14 protein-coding genes and 1 pseudogene are annotated in these 14,299 nt (G+C 71.6%); 9 read left to right on the plus strand and 6 right to left on the minus strand.

From position 1 onward, the window contains the following. Positions 1-324: 324 nt before the first annotated feature. A pseudogene (locus tag BT364_RS08220) lies at positions 325-603 on the plus strand (transcriptional regulator); the annotation flags it as partial. 101 nt (positions 604-704) lie between these two features. Next, positions 705-1,235: an NUDIX domain-containing protein gene (locus tag BT364_RS08225; protein ID WP_072484447.1), complete on the plus strand. Its 531-nt coding sequence runs from the start codon at positions 705-707 to the stop codon at positions 1,233-1,235. Between the two features lie 72 nt (positions 1,236-1,307). Here the strand turns inward: BT364_RS08225 and BT364_RS08230 are convergent, their stop codons facing one another. Further along, entirely contained in the window at positions 1,308-2,168 is an 861-nt protein-coding gene (locus tag BT364_RS08230) for a 3-hydroxybutyryl-CoA dehydrogenase (RefSeq protein WP_072484448.1), read from the minus strand. Positions 2,169-2,357: 189 nt separating this feature from the next. On the opposite strand from BT364_RS08230, the gene BT364_RS08235 reads away from it, so the two are divergent. After that, positions 2,358-3,635 (plus strand): glycoside hydrolase family 10-like protein, encoded by a 1,278-nt coding sequence (locus BT364_RS08235; protein WP_107408188.1) that lies wholly within the window; start codon positions 2,358-2,360, stop codon positions 3,633-3,635. A 96-nt stretch (positions 3,636-3,731) separates the two neighbouring features. Here the strand turns inward: BT364_RS08235 and BT364_RS08240 are convergent, their stop codons facing one another. Both BT364_RS08240 and BT364_RS08245 read right to left on the minus strand, forming a co-directional pair. Next, positions 3,732-3,944 carry a DUF1918 domain-containing protein gene (locus BT364_RS08240; RefSeq protein ID WP_072484450.1) on the minus strand — a complete coding sequence of 71 codons (213 nt, stop codon included), beginning with the start codon at positions 3,942-3,944 and terminating at the stop codon, positions 3,732-3,734. Positions 3,945-4,029: 85 nt separating this feature from the next. Beyond that, the gene (locus BT364_RS08245) at positions 4,030-5,016 is read right to left on the minus strand and encodes a DMT family transporter (RefSeq protein ID WP_072484451.1); all 987 of its coding nucleotides are present in this window, start codon (positions 5,014-5,016) and stop codon (positions 4,030-4,032) included. On the opposite strand from BT364_RS08245, the gene BT364_RS08250 reads away from it, so the two are divergent. Together BT364_RS08250 and BT364_RS08255 are read left to right on the plus strand one after the other, a co-directional pair. Next, complete coding sequence (locus BT364_RS08250; RefSeq protein ID WP_072484452.1) at positions 5,015-6,484, plus strand: aminotransferase-like domain-containing protein; 1,470 nt, start codon at positions 5,015-5,017, stop codon at positions 6,482-6,484. The genes BT364_RS08245 and BT364_RS08250 overlap by 2 nt on opposite strands. 146 nt (positions 6,485-6,630) lie before the next feature. Beyond that, complete coding sequence (locus tag BT364_RS08255) at positions 6,631-7,206, plus strand: histidine phosphatase family protein (RefSeq protein WP_072484592.1); 576 nt, start codon at positions 6,631-6,633, stop codon at positions 7,204-7,206. A gap of 333 nt (positions 7,207-7,539) precedes the next feature. On the opposite strand, the gene BT364_RS08260 is transcribed toward BT364_RS08255, so the two are convergent. The 3 genes from BT364_RS08260 to BT364_RS08270 form a co-directional block, all read right to left on the minus strand. Beyond that, positions 7,540-8,283 (minus strand): Clp protease N-terminal domain-containing protein, encoded by a 744-nt coding sequence (locus tag BT364_RS08260; RefSeq protein ID WP_072484453.1) that lies wholly within the window; start codon positions 8,281-8,283, stop codon positions 7,540-7,542. Positions 8,284-8,362: 79 nt separating this feature from the next. Continuing rightward, entirely contained in the window at positions 8,363-8,872 is a 510-nt protein-coding gene (locus BT364_RS08265) for a hypothetical protein (protein ID WP_072484454.1), read from the minus strand. A 109-nt stretch (positions 8,873-8,981) separates the two neighbouring features. Continuing rightward, complete coding sequence (locus BT364_RS08270; protein WP_072484455.1) at positions 8,982-9,479, minus strand: peptidylprolyl isomerase; 498 nt, start codon at positions 9,477-9,479, stop codon at positions 8,982-8,984. A 539-nt stretch (positions 9,480-10,018) separates the two neighbouring features. Here BT364_RS08270 and argC point away from each other — a divergent pair. Genes argC through BT364_RS08295 form a run of 4 tightly spaced genes read left to right on the plus strand, consistent with a single transcriptional unit; the run spans position 10,019 to position 14,290 of the window. Beyond that, positions 10,019-11,047: an N-acetyl-gamma-glutamyl-phosphate reductase gene (argC, locus tag BT364_RS08280; protein ID WP_072484457.1), complete on the plus strand. Its 1,029-nt coding sequence runs from the start codon at positions 10,019-10,021 to the stop codon at positions 11,045-11,047. Beyond that, positions 11,044-12,198: a bifunctional glutamate N-acetyltransferase/amino-acid acetyltransferase ArgJ gene (argJ, locus tag BT364_RS08285; protein WP_072484458.1), complete on the plus strand. Its 1,155-nt coding sequence runs from the start codon at positions 11,044-11,046 to the stop codon at positions 12,196-12,198. The genes argC and argJ overlap by 4 nt, the downstream gene beginning before the upstream one ends. Next, complete coding sequence (argB, locus tag BT364_RS08290) at positions 12,195-13,097, plus strand: acetylglutamate kinase (protein ID WP_072484459.1); 903 nt, start codon at positions 12,195-12,197, stop codon at positions 13,095-13,097. Before argJ ends, argB begins: the two co-directional genes overlap by 4 nt. Then, positions 13,094-14,290 (plus strand): acetylornithine transaminase, encoded by a 1,197-nt coding sequence (locus BT364_RS08295; protein WP_072484460.1) that lies wholly within the window; start codon positions 13,094-13,096, stop codon positions 14,288-14,290. Before argB ends, BT364_RS08295 begins: the two co-directional genes overlap by 4 nt. The last annotated feature ends 9 nt before the right edge of the window (positions 14,291-14,299 follow it).

Below are 14,299 nucleotides of genomic sequence, written 5' to 3' on the forward strand. Positions count from 1 at the left end.
GGCTCCGGCGCGGCCCGGGGGAACCCGGATCCGAGCCGACCCCGCAGCCACCCTCCGATCCGTGGGCAGTGGGTCGTGCGGTCCGGCACCGTCCGCGCTGCCACGGAGTGCCGGGCAGGTCGGCAGAGCGGACGGTGCGGGTGCGGGTCGTCGTGCTGTACGAGGGGGAGCGGACGACCCGTCCGCCTCTCGCGAGACGACTGATTCAACCGATCCGCGCGTCGGCGCAACAGGGTGCGCAGCGTGACGGTTCGGGCATTGCGTTCACACCCCGTGTGAATCGTGCTCCACTGGTTCGGCACGCCTCGGCGTGCCGAACCACCGGTGGCGGTCGCGGGGATCTGCGCCTACGACTCCGACGCGCACGGGCTCGCCCAGCGCTACTTCCACCAGGCGCTGCGGCTGGCCAAGTCCAGCGGGGACAAGGGGTTCGGCGGCTATGTGGTCGCCCTGCTGGTCAACCAGTCGCTCCACCTCGCCGACTACCGGCAGTCCGTGGCCTTCGCCCAGGCGGCGCTGCGGGGCGCCGGAGACCACATCAGCCCCGCGCTCGCCGCCGACCTGTACGCGATGCAGGCCAAGGCGTACGCCTGCCTCGGCGACGCGGCGCACACCCCGCTCCCAGCCATGAGCGCCGTTACGTTCCGTTCCGGCGCTGCTCCTGCTGCGATGTTGCCACCTACTTGTCGAAAGGTGGCAGAAACGTGCAATGGACGAACCTGAACGAACAAACTGTGTATGAGAACCGCTGGTTCCGGGTCAATCTGGCGGATGTGGTCATCCCCGGCGGCGGCCGTCTCGACCACTACCTGATCCGGCTCCGCCCCGTCGCGGCGGCCACCGTCGTCAATGAGGCCAACGAGGTGCTCCTGCTCTGGCGGCACCGGTTCATCACGGACAGCTGGGGCTGGGAGCTCGCCGCAGGCGTCGTCGAGGACGGCGAGGACATTGCGGCCGCCGCCGCCCGGGAGATGGAGGAGGAGACCGGCTGGCGCCCCGGACCGCTGCACCCGCTGCTGACCGTGGAGCCGTCGAACGGCCTCACCGACGCCCGGCACCACCTCTACTGGTCCGAGGAGGCCTGCTGGACCGGCCCGCCCAGCGACGCCTTCGAGTCCTCGCGCCGCGAGTGGATACCGCTCAAGCTGGTCCCCGACATGATCGCCCGCTGCGAGGTCCCGGCCGCGGGCATGGCGGCCGGGCTGATGATGCTCCATCACTTACGGCTGGGCTGAGCCACCGCGGACCGCGAACGGGGCCGGACCGGGGATCGCCCGGTCCGGCCCCGTACGGGCACGAAGGATGGATCAGGAGTACGGGTAGAAGCCCGAGCCGGTCTTCCGGCCGAGCCTGCCCGCGTCCACCATGCGCTGGAGCAGCGGGGGCGCGGCGTACAGCGGCTCCTTGAACTCCGCGTACATCGAATCGGCGACCGAGGCCACCGTGTCGAGACCGATCAGATCGGAGAGCTTGAGCGGGCCCATGGGGTGGGCGCAGCCGAGCTCCATGCCGTTGTCGATGTCCTCACGGCTGGCGATCCCCGACTCGAACATCCGGATCGCGGAGAGCAGGTACGGAATCAGCAGCGCGTTGACGACGAAGCCCGAGCGGTCCTGGGCGCGGATCGGGTGCTTGCCGAGCACGTCCTGCACCAGGGCCTCGGAGCGCTTCACCGTCTCGTCGGACGTCGTCAGCGCGGGGATCAGCTCGACGAGCTTCTGCACCGGGGCCGGGTTGAAGAAGTGGATGCCGATGACCTGGTCCGGGCGGGAGGTCGCCACGGCCAGCTTCACCAGCGGGATGGAGGAGGTGTTCGAGGCGAGGATCGCGTCCTGCCGGGTCACCACCTGGTCGAGCACCTGGAAGATCTCGGTCTTGACCTGCTCGTTCTCCACGACGGCCTCGATGACGAGATCGCGGTCGGCGAACTCGCCCAGATCCGTGGTGAAGCTCAGCCGGGCGAGCGTCTCGTCGCGCTCCTCGGCAGTGATCTTGCCGCGCTCGGCGGCCTTCGAAAGGGAGTTGTGCAGCCGGGTGCGGCCGATCTCCAACGCCTCTCCGGTGGTCTCGGCCACCATGACCTCGAGACCGCTGCGCGCGCACACCTCCGCGATACCCGCGCCCATCTGGCCACAGCCCACCACTCCGACGCGTGCAATGTCGGCCATAGAGTCCGTCACCTCGTGCCTTTCGCTGTTCTGCGTGTCGCAGGTTCCCGTCTGATTCCGGTGCCCGCCCCGACCCCCCGACGTTACTCCGCGACCCAGGGGTCAGCGTGGGCCGGGGCGGGCATGCTCTGCGGTGCGCCCTGATACCCGGGTGACGGATGCGGACAGAGAGACGGCAGGTGCAGCGAAATGCGGCAATTGGGCCGAAGAGGCTTTGTGGCGGGTGCGGCCGGGGTGGCCGCGGGGGTGGTGAGCGGGGTCACCGCGGCCGGTGACGCCGTCGCGGTCCCGCTCCGGCGGACCGGGGCGCCGGCCGGCACGGGCGCTCACCATGTCGCACGGCGAGAGCTGCGCGGGATGTGGGTCGCCACCGTCGCCAATCTCGACTGGCCCTCGAAGCCCGGCCTGACACCGGCCGCGCAGCGCGCCGAGCTGATCGCGTACCTCGACGAGGCCGTGGCACGGAGGCTGAACACCGTCATCCTCCAGGTCCGGCCGACCGCCGACGCGCTGTGGCCTTCACCTTACGAACCGTGGGCCCAGTACCTCACGGGCGTCCAGGGCAAGGACCCCGGCTGGGATCCGCTGGGCACCGCGGTCACCGAGGCGCACCGCCGCGGTCTGGAACTGCACGCCTGGTTCAACCCGTACCGGGTCGCCAACCACACCGACCCGTCCCGGCTGGCCGCCACCCACCCGGCCAGACTGCACCCCGACTGGGTCCTGCCGTACGGCGGGAAGCTCTACTACAACCCCGGGATCCCCGAGGTCCGCCGCTTCGTCCAGGACGCGATGCTCGACGCGGTCCGCCGCTACGACATCGACGCCGTGCACTGGGACGACTACTTCTACCCGTACCCGGTGGCCGGGCAGGTCTTCGACGACGACGCCACGTACGCCAAGTACGGCGCGGGCTTCCCGGACAAGGCCGCCTGGCGGCGCGACAACACCGACAAGCTGGTGCGCGAGACCGCCGAGCGGATCAAGAAGATCAAGAAGAACGTCCAGTTCGGGATCAGCCCGTTCGGGGTGTGGCGCAACGCCGCTACCGACCCGCTCGGCTCCGACACCAGGGCGGGGGTGCAGACCTACGACGATCTGTACGCCGACACCCGCGGCTGGGTCAGGAAGGGCTGGATCGACTACGTCTGCCCGCAGATCTACTGGAACATCGGCTTCGCCGCCGCCGACTACGCCAAGCTGCTGCCCTGGTGGAGCGAGGCCGTGCGCGGCACGGGCGTGGACCTTTTCGTGGGGGAGGCGCTCTACAAGGCGGGCGACCCCGCCCAGCCCGCCGCCTGGCAGGACCCGGCCGAACTCTCCCGGCACCTCGACCTGGCCGCCGGGTACGACCAGGTGCGCGGTCACGTCTACTTCTCCGGGAAGGACGTGGTCACGGACCGGATCGGGGCCATGGACCGGGTGGTCGGCGACCACTACCGCAACCGGGTGCGCCCGCCCCGCTGACAGCAGCGGAGCGGACGCGATGTCGGGGGCGGGCCGCCAGGAGGCCGGCCCGCCCGCGGCCCGGGGGCGAAGAGCAGTGCCGCCCGCCGGAGGCCGCTACGGAGTCTCCGGAGCCTGCTTCCGGACGTGGGTGTGCTGTACGACGCTGTCGGGACCGGGTGAAATCAGGTGTTCGTGTCCGTCCGCGAAGCGGACGCGGTACGGGGGAGCGCCCCCGGCCCCGAGCACTTCGACGATCTCTGCGACCTTGTCGTGCTGCCCCACGGTCCTGCCGTGTGTCAGCAGCCGGTCGCCCGTGTGTGCCTCCATCGGGACTGACCTCCTCACGGGTGGCGGTCCATGTCGACAAGTCTATGACCGAAAGCCGACTTCGCCCGGTGGGGCGGTCCCGCCCTCACCGGGCCCGCCCCGCCCGCTGGGTGGCCGCGATGCAGACGAGCACCGCCAGGGCCGCCACCGGTGCCGCCGCCGAGACCGTCTCGCCGAGCAGGAAGAACGACCACACCAGGGTCAGCAGCGGCTGTGCGAGCTGGAGCTGGCTGGCCCGGGGCACCCCGATCTCCGCCATCCCGCGGTACCAGACGTACAGGCCGAGGAAGGTCGAAACGGCCGCCACCCAGACCAGACCGATCACCCCGTGCGCGGTCGGCCGCACCGGCTCGGCCGGCAGTGCGATCGCCGCCCCCGCCACCGCGAGCGGCAGACAGAGCACCAGCGCCCAGCCGACCACCTGCCAGCCCGGCATGACCCGGGCCAGCCTGCCCCCCTCCGTGTACCCCGCCGCGCACACCAGCAGCGCGCCGAACAGATACAGATCGCCGCCGGACAGCTCGCCCCCGCTCTGCTGCACGGTGAACGCGATCACCACGGCCGCGCCGGCCAGCGCCGCGGCCCAGAAGGCGCGGGGCGGCCGCGCCCCCGTCCGCAGCGAGGAGAACACCGCCGTGGTCAGCGGCAGCAGCCCCACGACCACGGCCGCGTGCGAGGTGGTCGAGGTCTGCAGCGCCAGCGTGGTCAGCAGTGGGAAGCCGATCACCACACCCGCGGCGACGACGACGAGCCCGGCCCAGTGCCGGCGGTCCGGCACCGCGACGCGTCCCAGCAGCAGCGCACCGCCCGCGATCACCGTGGCGAGCAGGGTGCGCAGCGCCACCAGCGACCAGGGGCCGAAGCTCTCCAGGCCCCAGGCCGTGGAGGGGAAGGTCAGCGAGAAGGCGAGGACGCCGAGTCCGGCGAGAAGGATGCCGCCACGGTTGGCCTCGGGAGCGGTGGCGCGGTCCGTGCCGCCGGCCGCAGCGGCGGCCCTGCGGCCGGTATCGGTGCCGGTCGGCGAACCGACCGCTATCGTGTTCTTGCTGGTAGCGCTATCCTTCACTCTCATGCAAGAGCGTAGCAGTGTCGCTGACTTGGTCGAATCCCTACGGGGCGAGCTGAACCGCTACTCACCCGGTGGAAAGCTGCCGTCCAGCCGGGCCCTCGTGGAGCGCTTCCGGGTCAGCCCGGTCACCGTCTCCCGGGCCATCGCCCAGCTCGTCGCCGAGGGCCTCGTGGTCACCAGGCCGGGCTCGGGCGCCTTCCGGGCGCAGCCCCGTACCGAGGTGCCCCCGCCGGGCGACACCTCCTGGCAGGAGGTCTCCCTCAGCGGCGACGGCGGCCCCGAGGTGGTGCCGCGCACCGTCGACGCCTCCGGCGTCCTGGTCACGCTCGCCGCACCGCCGCCCGGGGTCATCGAGCTGAACGGCGGCTACCTCCACTCCTCGCTCCAGCCGGAGCGGGCGCTCGCCGCCGCCCTCGCCCGGGCCGGCCGCCGCCCCGGCGCCTGGGGCCGGCCGCCCACCGACGGCCTCACCGAACTGCGGTCCTGGTTCGCCCGGGAGATCGGGCCCGCGCTCACCGCCGCCGACGTGCTGATCACCGCGGGCGGTCAGAGCGCCCTGGCCACCGCACTGCGCGCGCTCGCCCCGCCCGGCGCCCCGCTGCTGGTCGAGTCACCCACGTACCCCGGCATGCTGGCGGTCGCCCGCGCCGCCGGACTGCGGCCCGTTCCGGTGCCGGTCGACGCCGACGGCGTACGGCCGGAGCTGCTCGACGCCGCGTTCCGGGCCACCGGCGCCCGCGTCTTCGTCTGCCAGCCGCTCTTCCAGAACCCGACCGGCGCGGTCCTCGCCCCCGAACGGCGCGCCGAGGTCGTCCGGATCGCCCGCGCGGCGGGCGCCTTCGTCGTCGAGGACGACTTCGCGCGCCGGCTGGGCCACGAGGACGCCGGGCCGCTGCCCGCGCCGCTGGCCGCCGACGACCCGGACGGGGTGGTCGTCCATGTCCGCTCCCTCACCAAGATCGCTTCGCCGAGCCTGCGGGTGGGGGCGCTCGCCGCCCGCGGGCCGGTGCTGGGCCGGCTGCGGGCCATCCAGGTCGTCGACAGCTTCTTCGTCCCCCGGCCGCTCCAGGAGGCCGCGCTCGAACTCGTCGGTTCCCCGTCCTGGGGCCACCATCTGCGTTCCGTGGCGACCGGGCTGAAGAACCGTCGCACCGCCATGACGACGGCCCTGAGCCGGGAACTGCCCGCCCTCGCACTCCCGCACATCCCCGCCGGGGGCGGCAGCCTGTGGCTGCGCCTGCCCGAAGCGGAGGCCGGTACGGACGAGTCCGCGGTGGTCTCGGCGGCCCTGCGGGCGGGGGTCGCCATCGCGCCCGGCCGCCCGTACTTCTGCGCGGAACCCCCGTCCCCGCAGATCCGGCTGAGCTTCGCCGCGGTCGCCGGGGCGGCCGAGATCGCCGAGGGGATCCGGCGGCTGCGCTCCGCCTGCGACGAAGTCCTGACCGGTTCCACGGGCGGCTTCCAGCCCTGACCGGGGTGGCCGACGCGATCCCTGAGAAGGCCGCTTCAAGCCAATAGAGGGCCGGCGCCGCCGGATCCGCCGCGGTCCGGGCCGGGCCGGAAGGACTCGTGATGGACCTCTTGACCGGAAGGGTGTTCGGATCCACGATCACCGCCATGACTTCCAGAGTCTCGTTGGTCGCCGCGGCACGCAGCTCCGCCGCGCTCGCCGAGCGCTTCGACGACGACCGGCCACTCGACCACACCGGTCTGTACGAGATACGGCTCGCCGCGCCCGCTCTCATGCCGCTGGGCGCCGCCGAGTTGCGCTACTGCTCGCCGACTCCGCGCAGCCGCGCGACCGGCGACGCGCTCGGCTTCGCCCCGCTCGTCCAGCCGGCCCTGCGCGACTGCGACATGGGCCGCTGGCGCGGCTGGACCCTCGCCGACGTCACAGCATGCGAACCCGCGGCGGTCGATGCCTGGCTGGCGGACCCGCGCTCGGCCCCGCACGGCGGTGAACCGCTGCTCGCGTTCATCTTGCGGATAGGGGGCTGGCTGGACACCCGCCCTGCATGCGACGGCGCCATCGTCGCCGTCGCCGAACCGGCGGTCGTCCGGGCCGCGCTCGTCTACGCGCTCAAGGCGCCGCCGTCGACGTACTGGAGCGTGGACGTCGGGCCGCTCTCCACGGTCACGCTCACGGGTGTGCCCGGCCGCTGGAGTCTCAGGCTCGAAGCGGGAGTCCGCTGAAATTTCCTGGAGAAATTCCCGGCGGATTTCCGGGAGTACGGGGAGCCGGGCGCCGTGGCCGCCGTACGTGCCGACGGGCCCGCGCTCTGTCTCCGGGGCGGCCGGGCGGACGGTGCCCGCGTCCGGCTCCGGAGCGGACGGCCCTGGTCAGCGTCCGGTGAGCGGACAGGGGCGACCGCTCGGTGCGCCCCGGCCCTCGACGGCCGGAGGTCTCGCGGGCCTCGTCGCCCCGGTGGCCGTGCACTGGCCGGAATTCGTTGCGGCGGGGCCGCCGCCTGCGTACGACGACCGGCGCCGGGTCCGCCGGGGTGTGCGGCGGACCCGGCGCCTCGTTCAGCCCTCCTCCCGCGAGCCGGTGAGGAGGGTGAGGGCCTCGGCGATGCCCGTCTCGGCGGTCGCCTTGTCGATGCCGAGGCCCGTCAGCACGCCCGCGCCGTCCTCCTGCTCCAGCAGCGCGAGCAGGATGTGCTCGGTGCCGATGTAGTTGTGGCCCATCCGAAGGGCCTCCCGGAACGTCAGTTCCAGCGCCTTGCGGGCTTCGGCGTCGTACGGGACGATCTCCGGCAGCTCACCGGTGACGGCCGGTGGCAGTGCCTCGGTCGCGGCCCGGCGGACGTCCTCCAGCGTGATGCCCTGGGCCTTGACGAACGCCGCGGCCAGCCCCTCCGGCTCGCTGAGCAGCCCCAGCACCAGGTGTGCGGTGCCCACCTCGTCGTTGTGTGCGGTGCGGGACTCGTTCTGCGCGGCCATCACGACGTTCCTGGCCCGAGGGGTGAAGCGGCTGAACCCCTGACCGGGGTCGAGATCCGACACCTCGCCGGGGTCCTTGGCCACGAACCGCTTCTGGGCCGCCTGCCTGGTCACCCCCATGCTCTTGCCGATCTCGGTCCAGGAGGCGCCCGAGCGCCGTGCCTGGTCCACGAAGTGGCCGATCAGATGGTCGGCGATGTCACCGAGGTGGTCCGCGGCGATCACCGCGTCGGAGAGCTGGTCGAGGGCGTCGGTGTGCACCTTCTTGATGGCCTCGATCAGGTCGTCGAGGCGTACGGGATGCGTCGGGCGTACGGGATTCACCATGTGTCAACCGTAGGTTGACAGTCTCAAGGTGTCAACCATTGGTTGACAGTGGGGGTCGGTGGGGCGAGGCATCACGGAATCACCGGGGCGGCGCGGATGCGTTGCAGAAGACGCATGCGTCCCAGTACGCCGGCGCGCACAGCACGCGGTGCTGTACGCACGAGGCCATGGCGGCCTCCTCCGGACCGGGAAAGGGGGAAAGGGCGTTCTGCGGCTCGGCGTCGGCAGGGTCGAACGCCTCGACCATCTCCCGGTACTGCCGCAGGAATCCCTCGGCGAAGGGCGGTTCGTAATCCAGCTCGTCCCACCGGTGCCTGCGCAGGGCCAGATCGAGTACCCGCAGGACGAAGTCCTTCGCCGCGGCCTGCTCGCCGGGGGAGCTGCCCCAGTCGATCTCCTCCAGGTCGAATCCGACCACCCCGCGCCCCACGGCGCTCTGGTCCTTCAGGGTCAGCAGGGTGGCGAAGCGGTACTCCCAGACGCTCTCGGCGAGATCGGACACGGCCAGCATGAGCACGTCGATGAAGACGTCCGTGCTCCCGTTGGACATGGACAGACTGCGGCCTCCGCCGTGGAATGTGTTCCCCATCCCGACACCGTAGCGAGGCCGGGCGGCGATGTCCGGCCCCGGTATGACGGAGCGCGCCGCCCGGCGGGGGTGCCGGGCGGCGCGCTCGTTCAGCGGGTGCGGGTGCGGGTCAGATGGTGCCGCTGTCCGCGATGGTGATCTTCGCCTGCGTGCGGCCGCTCTGCGAGCCGAGGGCCTCGATCTTCTTGACCAGCTTCATGCTGTCCTCGTCGTCGACCTCGCCGAAGACCACGTGCTTGCCGTCCAGCCACGACGTCACGATCGTCGTGATGAAGAACTGCGAGCCGTTGGAGTTGGGGCCGCTGTTGGCCATGGACAGCTGGCCCGGCTTGGTGTGCGACAGCTTGAAGTTCTCGTCCGGGAACTTGGCGCCGTAGATGCTCTTGCCGCCGGTGCCGTCGCCCCGGGTGAAGTCGCCGCCCTGCAGCATGAAGTCCGGGATGACACGGTGGAACGAGGAGCCCTTGTAGCCGAAGCCCTTCTCGCCGGTCGCCAGCTGGCGGAAGTTCTCCGCGGTCTTGGGAACGATGTCGTCGAACAGCTTGAACGTGATCCGCCCGGCGGGCTCGTCGTTGATGGTGATGTCGAAGTAAACCTTGCTCGTCATGGAACCATCCTGACATCGACTCGTTCGGCGCGTACGGGCGGGCACGGGTGACACGCCCACTCGGGGGCGTCCGCTCGCCCGCGGTGCTCCTGCATGCGTGCCGGACCCTGCGGGCCCGGCCAGGTCCGGACGAAGGGCCCCAGGTCGGCGGGTGTGCCGCAGGTGGGCGCCGATCTGCAGGAACGCCGGGACGAGCGGGGCCGCGGGGGCGACCGTTGCCGAGCCGGGTCGCGATGGCGTTCACCGCGTCGCCGTCGACGTGGAGCGAGGTGACGCGGTCCCGGGACCAGGGCGCGACCCCGCGCCGGGACCCGTGGCCGAGGCCGTCCCGGCGTACCTCGAAGTACTCCCCGGGCTCGCCGCGCACGGCCCGTACGACCTGGTTCACCGCGATCCCCACAGCGCCCGGCGCGAGGCCTGTCAGGAGGCCGATCGCCTTGCTGCTGCCCGCCGACCCCTCGCCGGGGGAGTCGAGCACCAGGATCTTTGCATAAAAGTGCATAGCTGCGTATAGTCATGCCATCGACGAGGAGGTTTCGATGGTGGTACGCGCAGCAGTGGCAGGGGCGAGTGGATACGCCGGCGGGGAGCTGCTCCGCCTCCTGCTGGTTCACCCCCAGGTCGAGATCGGGGCACTCACGGCCAACTCCAACGCCGGGCAGAAGCTCGGCGCGCTCCAACCGCATCTGCGGCCGCTCGCCGACCGGGTGCTCCAGCCGACCACCCCCGAGGTCCTCGCCGGGCACGATGTCGTCTTCCTCGCCCTCCCGCACGGACAGTCCGCCGCCGTGGCCGAGCAGCTCGGTGATGAGGTGCTGGTCGTCGACATGGGCGCCGACTTCCGGCTCAAGGACGCGGCCGACTGGGAGAAGTTCTACGGCTCCCCGCACGCCGGCACCTGGCCCTACGGCCTGCCCGAACTGCCGGGCGGGCGTTCGGCACTCGCCGGTTCCAAGCGGATCGCGGTGCCCGGCTGCTACCCGACCGCCGTCTCGCTCGCGCTCTTCCCGGCGTACGCGGCCCAGCTGGCCGAGCCCGAGGCCGTGATCGTCGCCGCGTCCGGCACCTCCGGGGCGGGCAAGGCGGCCAAGCCGCATCTGCTCGGCTCCGAGGTGATGGGCAACATGTCCCCGTACGGTGTCGGCGGCGCCCACCGGCACACCCCGGAGATGATCCAGAACCTCAGCGCGGCGGCCGGGGAACCGGTCACGGTCTCCTTCACGCCGACCCTGGCGCCGATGCCCCGCGGCATCCTCGCCACCTGCAGCGCGAAGGCCAGGCCCGGTGTGAGCGCCGAGTCCCTCCGTGACGTGTACGAGAAGGCGTTCGCCGACGAGCCCTTCGTCGAGCTGCTCCCCGAGGGGCAGTGGCCCGCCACGGCGTCCGTCTACGGTTCCAACGCCGTACAGATCCAGGTCGCCCACGACGAGGCGGCGGGCCGGATCATCGTGATCAGCGCCATCGACAACCTCGCCAAGGGCACCGCAGGCGGTGCCCTGCAGAGCATGAACATCGCCCTCGGACTTCCCGAGGACACAGGTCTTTCCACGATCGGAGTCGCACCGTGAGCGTCACGGCAGCACAGGGGTTCTCCGCGGCGGGCATCGCCGCGGGAATCAAGGAGAGCGGCAACCCGGACCTGGCCCTGGTGGTCAACCACGGTCCGCGTCGCGCCGCCGCGGGCGTCTTCACCTCCAACCGCGTCAAGGCCGCCCCCGTCCTCTGGTCGGAGCAGGTGCTGAAGGGCGGCGAGGTCACCGCCGTCGTGCTCAACTCCGGCGGTGCCAACGCCTGCACCGGCCCGAAGGGCTTCCAGGACACCCACGCCACCGCCGAGAAGGCCGCCGAGGTCCTCACCGGCCACAACGCGGGCGAGATCGCGGTCGCCTCGACCGGGCTGATCGGCACCCTGCTCCCGATGGACAAGCTGCTGCCCGGCATCGAGCAGGCCGCCGCCGCCCTCAGCGAGCACGGCGGCGAGAAGGCCGCCATCGCGATCAAGACCACCGACACCGTCCACAAGACCGCCGTCGCGGGCGGCGAGGGCTGGACCGTGGGCGGCATGGCCAAGGGCGCGGGCATGCTCGCCCCGGGCCTCGCCACCATGCTGGTCGTCCTCACCACCGACGCCGACATCGACGCCGCCGGACTCGACTCCGCGCTGCGCGCCGCCACCCGTACCACCTTCGACCGGGTCGACTCCGACGGCTGCATGTCGACCAACGACACCGTGCTCCTGCTGGCCTCCGGAGCGAGCGGAATCGCCCCGGAGCAGGCAGAGTTCGCCGAGGCCGTACGGAAGGTCTGCGCCGACCTCGCCCGGCAGCTCATCGGTGACGCCGAGGGCGCCTCCAAGGACATCCGGATCGAGGTCGTGGGCGCCGCGACCGAGGACGACGCCGTCGAGGTGGGCCGCTCCATCGCCCGTAACAACCTCCTCAAGTGCGCCATCCACGGCGAGGACCCCAACTGGGGCCGGGTCCTCTCCGCGATCGGCACCACGAAGGCCGCCTTCGAGCCCGACCGGCTGAACGTCGCCATCAACGGCGTCTGGGTCTGCAGGAACGGCGGCGTCGGTGAGGACCGCGACCTGGTCGACATGCGCTACCGGGAGGTCAAGATCACCGCCGATCTCGCGGCCGGTACCGAGTCCGCCGTCATCTGGGCCAACGACCTGACCGCGGACTACGTCCACGAGAACAGCGCGTACAGCTCATGAGCGCGGCGCGGAAACACACCGCCCTCCCGAAGGCGCAGATCCTCATCGAGGCACTGCCCTGGCTGACCCGGCACAACGGCAAGACCGTCGTCATCAAGTTCGGCGGCAACGCCATGATCGACGACGAGCTGAAGGCGGCCTTCGCCCAGGACGTGGTCTTCCTGCGCCAGGCCGGCCTCAAGCCCGTCGTCGTGCACGGCGGCGGCCCGCAGATCAGCGCCCAGCTCGACAAGCAGGGCCTGGTCAGCGAGTTCAAGGCGGGCCTGCGCGTCACCACGCCCGAGGCGATGGACGTCGTACGGATGGTGCTCGCCGGACAGGTCCAGCGCGAACTCGTCGGCCTGCTCAACCAGCACGGCCCGCTCGCCGTCGGCATGACCGGCGAGGACGCCCGCACCATCACCGCCGTCCAGCACCGGCCGAACATCGACGGCGAGCTCGTCGACATCGGCCGGGTCGGCGAGATCACCGCCATCGACACCGGGGCGATCCAGGCGCTGCTGGACGACGGCCGGATCCCGGTCATCTCCTCCATCGCCCGCTCCGCCGACGACAACCACGTCTACAACGTCAACGCCGACACCGCGGCCGCGGCGCTCGCCGCCGCGCTGAACGCCGAGACGCTGATGGTCCTCACCGACGTCGAGGGCCTCTACGAGGACTGGCCCAACAGCGACGACGTGATCAGCCGGCTCACCGCGGCCGAGCTGGAGCAGCTGCTGCCGGAACTCTCCAGCGGCATGGTGCCGAAGATGCAGGGCTGCCTGCACGCCGTGCGCAACGGCGTCGAGACCGCCCGCGTGATCGACGGCCGGGTCCAGCACTCGATCCTGCTGGAGATCTTCACCGACGAAGGAATCGGCACGATGGTCGTGCCCGATGCACAGGGGGAGTCATGAGCAACCAGGAGCTCGCACAGCGCTGGAGCCACGCGCTGATGGACAACTACGGGACCCCGAAGCTGTCCCTGGTCCGCGGCGAGGGCGCCCGGGTGTGGGACGCCGACGGCACCGAGTACCTCGACTTCGTCGGCGGGATCGCGGTGAACGCGCTGGGGCACGCCCACCCCGCCGTCGTCGAGGCCGTCTCCACCCAGATCGCCTCCCTCGGCCATGTCTCCAACCTCTTCATCGCCGAACCGCCCGTCGCCCTCGCCGAACGGCTGCTCCAGCTCTTCGGCCGAAGTGGCCGCGTCTACTTCTCCAACTCGGGCGCCGAGGCCAACGAGGCCGCCTTCAAGATCGGCCGGCTGACCGGGCGGACCCACATGGTCGCCACCGAAGGCGGTTTCCACGGCCGGACCATGGGCGCGCTCGCGCTGACCGGCCAGCCCGCGAAGCGCGACCCGTTCCTCCCGCTGCCCGGTGACGTCACGCACGTCCCGTACGGTGACGCGGACGCCCTGCGGGCCGCCGTCACCACTGACACCGCACTGGTGATCATCGAGCCGGTCCAGGGTGAGAACGGTGTGGTCGTGCCGCCCGCCGGGTATCTGGAGGCCGCCCGGGAGATCACCCGCGCCACCGGCACCCTGCTGGTGCTCGACGAGGTGCAGACCGGCATCGGCCGTTGCGGCCAGTGGTTCGAACACCAGGCCCACCAGGGCGTCGAGCCCGATGTCGTCACCCTCGCCAAGGGCCTCGGCGGCGGACTGCCGATCGGCGCGACCGTGGCCTTCGGCCCGGCGGCCGAGCTGCTGAAGCCGGGCCAGCACGGCACGACCTTCGGCGGCAACCCGATCGCCTGCGCCGCCGGACTCGCCGTCCTGGACACCCTGGCCGCCGACGGAGCCCTGGACCGGGTCAAGCGGCTCGGCGAGAAGATCAGGGACGGCGTGGAGGGTCTCGGTCACCCGCTGGTATCCCATGTCCGCGGCTCCGGACTGCTGCTGGGTATCGTGCTCACCGAGCCCCTCGCACCCCAGGTGCAACAGGCGGCTCAGAGCGCCGGAATCCTGGTGAACGCACCCGCCCCCGATGTCCTGCGGCTCATGCCGCCGCTGATCATCGGCGACGCGGAAGTGAACGCGTTGCTCCAGGCACTGCCCGGCGCTCTCGACGCGGGACAAGGGGACGGACGATCCGGAGAATGAGGCGACGAC

The sequence above is a fragment of the Streptomyces atratus genome (assembly GCF_900119365.1).
GTDB classification, from domain to species: Bacteria; Actinomycetota; Actinomycetes; order Streptomycetales; family Streptomycetaceae; genus Streptomyces; species Streptomyces atratus_B.

Bases quoted from the DNA above. Each gene is read 5' to 3' on its own strand.
- BT364_RS08230 (WP_072484448.1), bottom strand. From the start codon at position 2,168: ATGGCCGACATTGCACGCGTCGGAGTGGTGGGCTGTGGCCAGATGGGC.
- BT364_RS08235 (WP_107408188.1), top strand. From the start codon at position 2,358: ATGCGGCAATTGGGCCGAAGAGGCTTTGTGGCGGGTGCGGCCGGGGTG.
- BT364_RS08240 (WP_072484450.1), bottom strand. From the start codon at position 3,944: ATGGAGGCACACACGGGCGACCGGCTGCTGACACACGGCAGGACCGTG.
- BT364_RS08250 (WP_072484452.1), top strand. From the start codon at position 5,015: ATGCAAGAGCGTAGCAGTGTCGCTGACTTGGTCGAATCCCTACGGGGC.
- BT364_RS08245 (WP_072484451.1), bottom strand. From the start codon at position 5,016: ATGAGAGTGAAGGATAGCGCTACCAGCAAGAACACGATAGCGGTCGGT.
- BT364_RS08255 (WP_072484592.1), top strand. From the start codon at position 6,631: ATGACTTCCAGAGTCTCGTTGGTCGCCGCGGCACGCAGCTCCGCCGCG.
- BT364_RS08260 (WP_072484453.1), bottom strand. From the start codon at position 8,283: ATGGTGAATCCCGTACGCCCGACGCATCCCGTACGCCTCGACGACCTG.
- BT364_RS08265 (WP_072484454.1), bottom strand. From the start codon at position 8,872: ATGGGGAACACATTCCACGGCGGAGGCCGCAGTCTGTCCATGTCCAAC.
- BT364_RS08270 (WP_072484455.1), bottom strand. From the start codon at position 9,479: ATGACGAGCAAGGTTTACTTCGACATCACCATCAACGACGAGCCCGCC.
- argC (WP_072484457.1), top strand. From the start codon at position 10,019: ATGGTGGTACGCGCAGCAGTGGCAGGGGCGAGTGGATACGCCGGCGGG.
- argB (WP_072484459.1), top strand. From the start codon at position 12,195: ATGAGCGCGGCGCGGAAACACACCGCCCTCCCGAAGGCGCAGATCCTC.
- BT364_RS08295 (WP_072484460.1), top strand. From the start codon at position 13,094: ATGAGCAACCAGGAGCTCGCACAGCGCTGGAGCCACGCGCTGATGGAC.